The sequence below is a fragment of the Bacillus sp. JJ675 genome (genome assembly GCF_036963165.1).
GTDB classification, from domain to species: domain Bacteria; phylum Bacillota; class Bacilli; order Bacillales; family Bacillaceae; genus Bacillus; species Bacillus glycinifermentans.
The window spans coordinates 109597-121354 of record NZ_JBALMR010000018.1 but is presented as its reverse complement, the minus strand read 5'-3'; the positions used below and the strand labels follow the sequence as shown (position 1 = coordinate 121354).

The 11758-nt window shown below is 47.2% G+C and carries 9 protein-coding genes; 8 read left to right on the top strand and 1 reads right to left on the bottom strand.

What is annotated here, in order from left to right; genetic code table 11:
* The first annotated feature begins 10 nt into the window (after positions 1 to 10).
* The 7 genes from leuD (at position 11) to yihA (ending at position 9675) form a co-directional block, all read left to right on the top strand.
* Positions 11 to 610 (top strand): 3-isopropylmalate dehydratase small subunit, encoded by a 600-nt coding sequence (gene leuD, locus V7126_RS04800; RefSeq protein ID WP_046132043.1) that lies wholly within the window; start codon positions 11 to 13, stop codon positions 608 to 610.
* A 122-nt stretch (positions 611 to 732) separates the two neighbouring features.
* Positions 733 to 1740 carry a DNA damage checkpoint antagonist DdcA gene (gene ddcA, locus V7126_RS04795; protein WP_046132044.1) on the top strand — a complete coding sequence of 336 codons (1008 nt, stop codon included), beginning with the start codon at positions 733 to 735 and terminating at the stop codon, positions 1738 to 1740.
* Positions 1741 to 1969: 229 nt separating this feature from the next.
* Positions 1970 to 3244, top strand: coding sequence for a trigger factor (gene tig, locus V7126_RS04790; protein ID WP_046132045.1), 1275 nt, complete (start codon positions 1970 to 1972; stop codon positions 3242 to 3244).
* A 270-nt stretch (positions 3245 to 3514) separates the two neighbouring features.
* Positions 3515 to 4780, top strand: a complete 1266-nt coding sequence (gene clpX, locus V7126_RS04785; protein WP_046132046.1) for an ATP-dependent protease ATP-binding subunit ClpX — start codon at positions 3515 to 3517, stop codon at positions 4778 to 4780.
* A 126-nt stretch (positions 4781 to 4906) separates the two neighbouring features.
* On the top strand, positions 4907 to 6562 hold the full coding sequence (lonB, locus tag V7126_RS04780) for an ATP-dependent protease LonB (RefSeq protein ID WP_046132047.1): 1656 nt from the start codon (positions 4907 to 4909) through the stop codon (positions 6560 to 6562).
* Between the two features lie 204 nt (positions 6563 to 6766).
* Positions 6767 to 9091 (top strand): endopeptidase La, encoded by a 2325-nt coding sequence (gene lon / locus V7126_RS04775; protein ID WP_335497001.1) that lies wholly within the window; start codon positions 6767 to 6769, stop codon positions 9089 to 9091.
* Positions 9088 to 9675: a ribosome biogenesis GTP-binding protein YihA/YsxC gene (gene yihA / locus V7126_RS04770; protein ID WP_335496998.1), complete on the top strand. Its 588-nt coding sequence runs from the start codon at positions 9088 to 9090 to the stop codon at positions 9673 to 9675. The genes lon and yihA overlap by 4 nt, the downstream gene beginning before the upstream one ends.
* Positions 9676 to 9722: 47 nt before the next feature.
* Here yihA and V7126_RS04765 read toward each other — a convergent pair whose 3' ends face one another.
* Entirely contained in the window at positions 9723 to 10208 is a 486-nt protein-coding gene (locus V7126_RS04765) for an FUSC family protein (protein WP_046132050.1), read from the bottom strand.
* Positions 10209 to 10393: 185 nt separating this feature from the next.
* On the opposite strand from V7126_RS04765, the gene hemA reads away from it, so the two are divergent.
* Complete coding sequence (gene hemA / locus V7126_RS04760) at positions 10394 to 11755, top strand: glutamyl-tRNA reductase (protein WP_335496993.1); 1362 nt, start codon at positions 10394 to 10396, stop codon at positions 11753 to 11755.
* The last annotated feature ends 3 nt before the right edge of the window (positions 11756 to 11758 follow it).

Here is an 11758-nt window from a genome sequence, read left to right as displayed (position 1 = left end):
GAGTGAAAAGATGGAGCCTTTAAAAACGCATACCGGAAAAGCGGCGGTATTAAACAGAATTAATGTAGACACGGATCAAATCATACCGAAACAATTCCTGAAACGGATCGAAAGAACGGGCTACGGCCGCTTCGCATTCTTTGACTGGCGGTATTTGGAGGACGGTGCGCCGAATCCGGAATTCGAGCTCAACCGGCCCGAATATGAAGGGGCATCGATTTTAATCGCTGGTGAAAACTTCGGCTGCGGCTCCTCGAGGGAGCATGCGCCGTGGGCTTTGAACGATTACGGCTTTAAAATCATCATCGCGCCGTCGTTTGCCGACATTTTTCATCAAAACTGCTTTAAAAACGGGATGCTGCCGATCCGCCTTCCTTATGACACGTGGAAGGAGCTTGCTGCACATTATGAACATCAGTCGCTGCCTTTGACAGTCGACCTCGAAAAGCAGACGATTACGGATCACGGCGGGAAGCAGATTGCATTCGACGTTGATCCGCACTGGAAGGAAATGCTTTTGAACGGCTATGACGAAATCTCATTAACGCTGCTATTGGAAGATGAGATTGAACAATTTGAAAAACAGAGAAGCCCCTGGCTGCAAGTTTAAAAAAGCTGTCCGATTTTTTCGGAAGCTTTTTTTGCTGAAAGGGGCAGAAACGGTTCTTTCTTGTGTTTAGCGGGCCGGGTTGGTACACTTGATAAAAATAAGTGCCTGAAAGGAACTTAAGCATGAAGCGTGACAAGAAAAATTCAAAGATCATCCCGTTCCCTAACGTGAAAGAGCGGTTAGTGCATAAAGGGATGTCCGCCCTAAAAGAAAAAAATTACCATGAAGCACTGCGGCTGTTTTCAGAGGCGAGGAATTACGATGAAGAGGAATCTGACATTTATCTCGGAATGGCAATATGCTTTCTGGAAATCGGCGAGCTTGAAGAAGCGAGGGGCATCTGTGAAAAAATGCTCAAGGAGGGCCAGGGTCACTATTTTACGGTTTTACAGGTCTATATGACGATTTTAATTCAGCTTAGACAGTATGATAAAGTAAAGGAAACGATCGAAGCCGTTCTTGAGGAAAACAAGCTGCCCCCCGAAAGCGCTGAACAGTTTTATAAACTGCTCGAATTCAGCCGCAAGATGACCGAAGAGCCGGAGGCGGAGGACATCATAGAGGATCCGTCAGACGCCGAGGGCTACGACCGTGAGAAAGTTTTAAACGACACCGGCGAGCAGGTGAAGCTGATCCATGCGCTGAAAGACCGGAATCTCTCGAAATACGCCGGTTTATTGAAAACGATTCTGCAGCATCCGAACGGGCATCCGGTCGTAAAGACGATGATCCTTCAGCTCCTGGCCGAGTCGGACTATGAAAAACCGACGCTCGTCACAAAATTTGGCGAATCGATGACAATCAATCCGAAAGAAACGGTCAAGCCTGATGACATGCCGATTTTAAAACACGTCCTGAACGTCCTTGACGATACGCTCGGAAATGAGAATCCCTCGCTGTATCAGGCGGTTGAAGAATTGTGGCGCAGGCATCTCTATGTGCTGTATCCGTTTCAGCCGAAATACTCGAACCGCGAGCTTTGGGCCGCCGCGCTTCATAAGGTCGGATATGAAATGCACGGCATCGACATTGACAAAAGCGAGCTTCACATTCTCTATGATTTCAATGACGGACAGCTTGAAGAAGCGTGCGCGATGATCAAAGACATAGAAGAAATTTCTTACTTGTAAATGTTGAAAGCAGCAGGCATTGTGTTATAATAAAGTGGTTGCATTTATGAAACGGAAGGCGATTGTTCCGTTTGCCGCTAAAGATTCATTATTTATCTTTGCATACATAATGATGGCTCATGAGGAAGAACTAAGCTGACGGCAGGATCAATGTTTTGATGGACGAAGCCGCGTGCTTGTTTTAAAATGGAAAACCGACACAACCTGAATAGATTTTGGAGGGAAACACATGTCAGTAAAATGGGAAAAGCAAGAAGGAAACGAAGGCGTTTTAACGGTTGAGGTTGATGCTGATACCTTTAATAAAGCCCTTGATGATGCATTCAAAAAAGTAGTGAAGCAAGTATCCATTCCTGGATTCCGTAAAGGAAAAGTGCCGCGCGGCTTGTTTGAGCAGCGTTTCGGTGTTGAAGCGCTTTATCAGGACGCACTGGACATCCTGCTTCCTGTCGAATATCCGAAAGCGGTTGAAGAAGCGGGTATTGAGCCTGTTGACCGTCCGGAAATCGATGTTGAAAAAATCGAAAAAGGCGAGAACCTGATCTTCACTGCGAAAGTAACGGTTAAACCTGAAGTGAAGCTTGGCGAATACAAAGGGCTCGGCGTTGAAAAAGACGATACTGCCGTAACGGATGAAGACGTACAAAACGAACTGAAGTCTCTTCAAGAGCGCCAGGCAGAGCTTGTCGTCAAAGAAGACGGAAAAGTGGAAGAAGGAGACACCGTTGTTCTTGATTTCGAAGGATTCGTTGACGGCGAAGCTTTCGAAGGCGGAAAAGCGGAGAACTATTCTCTGGAAGTCGGTTCAGGCTCTTTCATTCCGGGCTTTGAAGACCAGCTTGTCGGACTGGAAGCCGGCGCTGAAAAAGACGTTGAAGTCACATTCCCTGAAGAATATCATGCTGAAGAATTGGCCGGCAAACCAGCCGTCTTCAAAGTGAAAATTCATGAAATCAAGGCGAAAGAGCTTCCTGAGCTTGATGACGAGTTCGCGAAAGACGTCGATGAAGAAGTCGAAACGCTTGCCGAACTGACTGAGAAAACGAAAAAACGCCTTGAAGAAGCGAAAGAAAACGAAGCGGATGCAAAATTGCGCGAGGAGCTTGTTTTGAAGGCTTCTGAAAATGCTGAGATCGACATTCCTCAAGCGATGATCGATACAGAGCTTGACCGCATGATGAAAGAATTCGAACAGCGTCTGCAAATGCAAGGCATGAACCTTGATCTTTACTTCCAATTCTCAGGCCAGGATGAAAACGCGCTGAAAGAGCAAATGAAAGAAGATGCCGAAAAACGCGTAAAATCAAACTTGACGCTTGAAGCCATCGCAAAAGCCGAAGACCTTCAAGTTTCTGACGAGGAAGTCGAAGAAGAGCTTTCTAAAATGGCTGAAGCGTATAACATGCCTGTTGAAAACATCAAACAAGCGATCGGTTCTACAGACGGCATGAAAGAGGATTTAAAAATTCGCAAAGCAATTGATTTTCTTGTAGAAAACCGTTAATATGTTTCATAATCATAGTTTATATAAAACAGGGCGCGAGTGTTTCGTGCCTTGTTTTATACAATTTTGACTTATCGGCCCTTCTTTTGGAAAGGATAGATAATGTCAAGCGGATCAACATACATATTGAATATGCCGGAAAGGCAAACACAATGTTATCGCCTTTTTGGAAAGTGTGGTAAAATGCAATACATAATGGAACGAATGTTTTACAGCGTATGTTTCTTTTAACGAAGAAACGGATATGACAAGGATATAAGGGGTGAAAGAATGTTTAAATTCAACGAGGAAAAAGGACAATTGAAATGCTCGTTTTGCGGAAAAACCCAAGATCAGGTACGCAAGCTTGTCGCCGGACCAGGCGTATATATATGTGATGAGTGCATCGAACTTTGCACTGAGATCGTCGAAGAGGAGCTCGGCAATGAAGAAGAAGTGGAGTTTAAAGATGTTCCGAAGCCGCAGGAAATCCGTGAAATTCTTGATGAATACGTAATCGGCCAGGACCAGGCGAAAAAATCCCTTGCCGTAGCCGTTTACAATCACTATAAACGGATTAACTCCAACAGCAAAGTCGACGATGTCGAGCTGTCGAAGAGCAACATTTCCATGATCGGACCGACAGGAAGCGGAAAAACGCTTCTTGCCCAAACGCTTGCACGCATCTTAAATGTGCCGTTTGCGATCGCTGACGCTACCTCCCTGACGGAGGCGGGCTATGTCGGTGAAGACGTGGAAAACATTTTGCTGAAGCTGATCCAGGCGGCTGACTATGACGTGGAAAAAGCCGAAAAAGGCATTATCTACATCGATGAAATTGACAAAGTCGCGAGAAAGTCGGAGAACCCTTCGATTACGCGCGATGTTTCAGGTGAAGGCGTCCAGCAGGCGCTTCTGAAAATTCTTGAAGGCACGGTTGCCAGCGTTCCGCCTCAAGGCGGAAGAAAGCACCCGCATCAAGAATTCATCCAAATTGACACGACCAATATCCTGTTCATCTGCGGCGGGGCTTTTGACGGAATCGAGCAGATTATCAAACGCCGTCTCGGTCAGAAAGTCATCGGTTTCGGCGCCGACAACAAGCACGAAGACCTTGAGAAAGAAGCGCTGTTGTCCAAAGTGCTTCCTGAAGATTTGCTTCGCTTCGGCTTAATTCCGGAATTCATCGGCCGGCTTCCGATTATCGCCAGCCTTGAACCGCTTGATGAAAAAGCGCTGGTTGAAATTTTGACAAAACCGAAAAATGCACTTGTAAAACAATACGCGAAAATGCTTGAACTGGATAATGTGGAGCTTGTCTTCGAAGAAGAAGCTCTCAAAGCAATCGCCAAAAAAGCGATCGAACGCAAAACAGGTGCGCGCGGACTTCGTTCCATTATCGAAGGAATCATGCTTGACGTGATGTTTGACCTGCCGTCACGCGACGATATCGAAAAATGCGTGATTACGGCAGAAACCGTCACTGACGGCGAGCCGCCGCGTCTGATTATGAAAGACGGCACCGTCGCCACCGAAGACAAAAAAACGTCGGCATAATGCTTACATCCCCCTGAAGCTTCAGGGGGTTTTTGTTTGGCCAAAATTATCCCTTCCGAAACGTTTATTCCCTCTCCCAACAGGAAATACTAACAGACATAGATCAGATACGGGAGGGACCATCAGTTGAGCTGGACGAGCATTGCACTTTTTGTACAATTATTTTTCGGGATTATCATCGGATTATATTTTTGGAATCTGCTTAAAAACCAAAGAACGCAAAAGGTTACGATAGACAGAGAATCCAAAAAAGAGATGGAACAGCTCCGGAAAATGAGATCAATCCATTTATCAGAACCTTTATCAGAAAAAGTCCGGCCGACAAGCTTTCATGACATTGTCGGCCAGGAAGACGGAATCAAAGCGCTGAAAGCCGCTCTTTGCGGACCGAATCCTCAGCACGTGATCATCTACGGCCCTCCGGGGGTCGGAAAAACGGCAGCCGCCCGGCTCGTCCTGGAAGAAGCAAAAAAAAATAAACGTTCTCCTTTTCGGGATTCTTCCGTTTTTGTGGAGCTTGACGCAACGACGGCCCGATTTGATGAGCGGGGAATTGCCGACCCTTTAATCGGTTCGGTTCATGACCCGATTTACCAGGGAGCCGGCGCGATGGGACAGGCGGGAATTCCGCAGCCGAAACAAGGGGCCGTCACACATGCCCATGGAGGCGTTTTATTTATCGATGAAATCGGAGAGCTTCATCCGATTCAAATGAATAAAATGCTGAAAGTGCTGGAAGATCGGAAAGTCTTTCTGGAAAGCGCCTATTACAGCGAAGAAAACACGCAAATCCCGAAGCATATTCACGATATTTTTCAAAACGGGCTGCCGGCGGACTTCAGACTGATCGGCGCGACGACGAGAATGCCCGAGGAAATTCCTCCCGCCATCCGCTCGCGCTGCCTTGAAGTGTTTTTCCGCGACCTTGAAAGGCACGAATTGAAAACCGTCGCGAAAAAAGCGGCTGAAAAAATTAAAAAACACGTAACAGACGAAGGGCTCGACCTTTTGACATGCTATGCGAGGAACGGGCGCGAAGTCGTCAATATGATGCAGATCGCCGCCGGGATGGCGCTTACTGAAGACCGCGACCACGTCACTCTCGAGGATATCGAATGGGTGATCCATTCCAGCCAGCTGACGCCGAAATATGAGCAAAAAATCGGAGGTAAGCCGCAGATCGGCATCGTCAACGGTCTTGCGGTACACGGTCCGAACAGCGGCTCTTTGCTAGAGATCGAAGTTACTGTCAATCAAGCCGCTGATAAAGGATCGATCAATATTACCGGCATTGCCGAAGAAGAAAATATCGGCAATCAGTCAAAATCGATCCGCCGGAAAAGCATGGCGAAAGGGTCTGTTGAAAACGTCATGACCGTCCTCAGGACAATGGGGGTAAAAGCTTCAGATTATGACATCCACATTAATTTCCCGGGCGGAATCCCGGTTGACGGGCCGTCGGCTGGAATTGCGATGGCCGCGGGCATTTTTTCGGCAATCCACAAAATCCCGATCGACCATACGATCGCGATGACTGGTGAAATCAGCCTGCACGGCCGGGTTAAACCGATCGGCGGCGTGATTCCGAAAATTAAAGCTGCCAAGCATGCGGGCGCGAAGACGGTCATTATCCCGCATGAAAATGTCCAGTCCATCTTAAAGCAGATCGAAGGCATTCGCATCGTTCCCGTCAAAACGCTTCAGGAAGTGCTTGACCTTTCATTGGTCAATCCGCCTTCAGAAATGCCGGACGGCGTAAAGATCAAAAAAGAATCCGTATAATCCTCATCACTTTTCGGTGAGGATTTTTTAACGGGGCCGTATCCGGGCAAGTTTTCTTTGCGGAGGACATCTTTTCCTTTTTCAGAAGTGAAAGAAAGGGTATACTACAGGAGACCCTTTTAATTCGCGGGACTTACCATTGTACATCGATAAAAAAAGTGTATTATAATGTTTCTTACTAAAGTTACGGAGGTGTCAGTCAAAATGGCAGATGAAACGAAACGAAGCATCCCGCTCCTCCCTTTAAGAGGTTTACTCGTCTATCCGACCATGGTGTTGCACCTTGATGTAGGACGCGAAAAGTCGGTGCAGGCGCTTGAACAGTCTATGATGAATGACCATATGATTTTTCTTGCAACACAAAAGGACATATCGATAGACGAACCGGATGAAGAAGAAATCTTCCCATTCGGGACCTACACGAAAATCAAGCAGATGCTGAAGCTTCCGAACGGAACGATCCGCGTTTTAGTGGAAGGCATTCAGCGCGCCCGAATCGTTGAATACCATGATTTGGATGATTATACATCGGTTACGATCGAGCGAATCGAAGAGGATACTGAAAAAGATGTTGAAGATGAAGCACTAATGCGCACCCTGCTCGACCACTTTGATCAATACATAAAGATTTCCAAAAAAATATCGGCTGAAACGTTTGCCGCGGTAACAGACATTGAAGAGCCCGGGAGAATGGCCGATATCGTCGCTTCCCACCTTCCGCTTAAGTTAAAGGACAAGCAGGAAGTGCTGGAAACAATCGATGTGAAAGCAAGGCTGAATAAAGTGATCGACCTGATTCACAATGAAAAAGAAGTCTTGGAGATTGAGAAAAAAATCGGGCAGCGCGTGAAGCGTTCAATGGAAAGAACGCAAAAGGAATACTACCTCCGCGAGCAAATGAAAGCCATCCAAAAAGAGCTTGGAGACAAAGAAGGAAAAGCGGGCGAGGTTCAAAAGCTTACGGATAAAATCGAAGAGGCCGGTATGCCGGACCATGTGAAAGAAACGGCATTCAAAGAGCTGAACCGGTACGAAAAAATCCCGTCAAGCTCTGCAGAAAGTTCGGTGATCCGCAATTACATCGAATGGCTGATTTCGCTGCCGTGGAATGATGCAACAGAAGACAGGCTTGATATTCACCTTGCCGGCAAAATTCTTGATGAAGAGCATCACGGCCTTGAGAAAGTCAAGGAGCGGGTTCTTGAGTACTTAGCCGTCCAAAAGCTGACAAAGTCATTAAAAGGACCGATTTTGTGTTTGGCCGGACCTCCCGGCGTCGGAAAAACTTCCCTTGCAAAATCGATCGCTAAATCGCTCGGGCGGAAATTCGTCCGCATTTCGCTTGGCGGCGTCAGGGATGAATCCGAAATCCGCGGCCACCGCCGGACGTATGTCGGGGCGATGCCCGGCCGGATCATTCAGGGAATGAAAAAAGCGGGCAAAATCAATCCAGTATTTCTGCTGGATGAAATTGATAAGATGGCCTCAGATTTCAGGGGCGACCCTGCTTCAGCGATGCTTGAAGTGCTCGATCCTGAGCAAAATCACACGTTCAGCGACCATTATATAGAAGAAACGTTTGACTTATCGAAGGTTTTGTTTATCGCGACAGCGAATAATCTGGCGACAATTCCTGCTCCGCTTAGAGATAGAATGGAAATCATTACGATCGCGGGCTATACCGAAGTGGAGAAGGTGGAAATCGTCAAAGACCATCTTCTGCCGAAGCAGATCAAGGAGCATGGGCTGAAAAAATCAAACCTGCAAATGCGGGACCAGGCCGTACTTGATGTCATCCGCTATTATACGAGGGAAGCCGGGGTGCGGAACCTTGAGCGCCAAATTACCGCGATCTGCAGAAAAGCGGCAAAGCTGATCGTCTCAGGAGAAAGAAAAAGAATCACGGTCACAGAGAAAAATCTCGAGGACTATCTAGGAAAACGGATCTTCAGATACGGGCAAGCGGAGCTGGATGACCAAATCGGCGTCGTGACGGGGCTTGCTTATACAACAGCCGGGGGTGATACGCTTTCTATTGAAGTGTCGCTTTCACCGGGTAAAGGCAAGCTGATCTTAACCGGAAAACTCGGCGATGTCATGAGGGAATCGGCGCAGGCTGCATTCAGCTATGTCCGTTCAAAAGCGGAAGAATTAAAGATCAGTCCGGATTTTCATGAAAAGCATGACATTCACATCCATGTTCCCGAAGGCGCGGTTCCGAAGGACGGCCCGTCCGCCGGCATCACGATGGCGACCGCTCTCGTTTCTGCACTGACGGGCCGCCCGGTTTCCCGCAATGTCGGCATGACCGGGGAAATTACGCTGAGAGGCCGGGTGCTTCCGATCGGCGGCCTGAAAGAAAAAGCGCTCGCCGCGCATCGGGCCGGACTGAAAAACATCATCATACCGAAAGATAATGAAAAAGACATTGAGGACATTCCGGAGAGCGTGCGGGAAGGATTGAATTTTATACCCGTCTCTCATCTGGATGAAGTCCTTAAGCAAGCGCTAGTGGGAGTAGAGAAATGAAAGTAACAAAATCAGAAATCGTCATCAGCGCGGTGAAACCCGAGCAGTACCCTGAAGGGGGGCTGCCGGAGATCGCGCTTGCCGGGAGATCCAATGTCGGGAAATCATCATTCATTAATACAATGATCAACCGGAAAAATTTAGCGAGAACGTCTTCAAAGCCCGGCAAAACACAGACGCTCAACTTCTATATCATCAATGATGTGCTCCATTTCGTCGACGTTCCGGGCTACGGGTTTGCAAAAGTGTCCAAGACCGAGCGCGAAGCGTGGGGCCGGATGATCGAGACGTATTTGACGTCGCGAGAAGAACTGAAAGCAGTCGTACAAATCGTCGACCTCAGACACGCGCCTTCGCAGGATGATGTCATGATGTATGACTTTTTAAAGCATTATGATATTCCGGTGATTGTCATTGCGACAAAGGCTGATAAGATCCCTAAGGGAAAATGGGATAAGCATGCAAAAGTCGTCAGGCAGACGCTGGATATTGAAGATGGAGACAAACTGATTCTGTTTTCCTCGGAAACGAAAAAAGGAAAGCAGGAAGCATGGGCCGCAATTGAACAAATGATCAGCGGCTGAAAAAAAGCACTTGCGTCAAGGATGCAGGTGCTTTTTTGCGGAATAAATTATTTTCTTTTTAAGAATAATAAGAGCAGACTGACTGCAATCAGTGCGGCCGGCCAGTATGCTTCTACATAGGATGTTTCAATTTTAAGCGATTGGAGCCAGGCGATGATCCGGTTGAAAAAATAAAGATACAGCGCAAAGGCGATCATCAAAAAACTTTCAAATTGATATTCTTTCGTGCGAAGCGATCTGATGAACAGGGCGCATCCGGCAATCAGGACGACTGCGGTGAAATCGTCGGCTTGTCCGAAAAGCTCCTGTTTAAAGGCGAAATAACTGCCGATTGCGGCAAGCAGCAAGCCGGCAAAAAAATGAACGTTATCGGCTTCTTTGTGCCCCTGATATAAAAATGCCAGGCCGACGAGAGCGGCTAAAACAGACCATTCCCCTTGTCCGTCAAAGAGGCTGATTTGTCCGGAACGCAATATTGCGTAAATCGATACGGCGAGGAACAGGCACGGGAGCAAAATCGATTTCTTTTTCAAAATATCACCTTCTCGTTGTAAAGAAAATAGGAAAGCAATTTCTACTATAACACAACATTTTTTTAAAATCTGTTCACATTTTGTGAAGAGAAAATAGTGAATATATGTTATAATCGTTATGAATAATAAATTCTATATTATAATAATTCTAATCTAGATAGATGTTGGGGGTGCAAGCAGGAATTATGCATATACTTGTTGTGGGATTGGATTACAAATCGGCCCCTGTTCATATACGCGAAAAATTAACGTTTCAGCCCAGCGATTTGGGGCGTGCCATGTCGCAGTTAAAAGAAGAGAAAAGCATACTCGAAAACATCATCGTGTCGACATGCAACCGAACAGAACTGTATGCTGTCGTAGATCAGTTGCACACCGGACGCTATTATATGAAAAGGTTTTTGGCGGATTGGTTCGGCATGGACAAAGAAGACATGTCGCCTTACTTGAAATATTATGAAAATGACGGAGCGGTTGAACATCTGTTCCGTGTATCGTGCGGCCTTGATTCAATGATCATCGGCGAAACGCAGATTTTGGGCCAAGTGCGCACAAGCTTCAAGCTCGCTCAGGAAGAGAAGACGATTGGTACCGTTTTCAACTATTTGTTTAAACAGGCTGTCACCGTTGCCAAACGCTGCCACGCTGAGACGGACATCGCATCAAATGCGGTATCTGTCAGCTATGCCGCCGTTGAGCTGGCGAAAAAAATCTTCGGCAGCCTTGCGGATAAGCACGTTCTCATTCTCGGAGCGGGCAAAATGGGAGAGCTTGCCGTACAAAACCTTCACGGGCAAGGAATCGGACAGGTTACGGTCATCAACAGAACATTTTCAAAGGCAAAAGAGCTGGCCGGCCGCTTTTCAGGCGAGGCAAAGAGCCTGAACGAGCTGCAATGCGCTCTGACGGAAGCTGACATTCTCATCAGCTCGACCGGTGCAAACGGCTACGTCATTACAAAAGGAATGATCGAACAGGTCAACAAGCTTCGGAAAGGCTGTCCGCTTTTCATGGTGGATATCGCTGTGCCGCGCGACCTTGATCCTGCGCTTCAAGACGTGGAAGGCGTCTTTTTGTATGACATCGACGATCTTGAAGGCATCGTCGAGGAAAACTTGAAAGAGCGCCAGGCCGTGGCTGAAGAAGTCGAGCTCATCATCGAGGCTGAAATCGTTGCCTTTAAGCAATGGCTCAATACGCTCGGAGTCGTTCCGGTCATCTCGGCATTGAGGGAGAAGGCCCTCGCGATCCAGTCTGAAACGATGCAGAGCATTGAGCGCAAGCTGCCTCATTTAAGTACGAGGGAAAAGAAGCTTTTAAATAAACATACGAAAAGCATCATCAACCAGCTTTTGCGCGATCCGATTTTAAAAGCGAAAGAGTTTGCCTCAGAATCGGATGCAGAGGAAAAGCTCAGCCTGTTCACACAGATTTTTGATATTGAAGAAGCGGCTTTCGCGAATGAAAAGAAACAAGATGAGCGCCAGCTGGTTCAAGGCTTTACAAAACAGCATCAGCAGGGCTTCACCTCTATCGCGAGTGAGTGACGT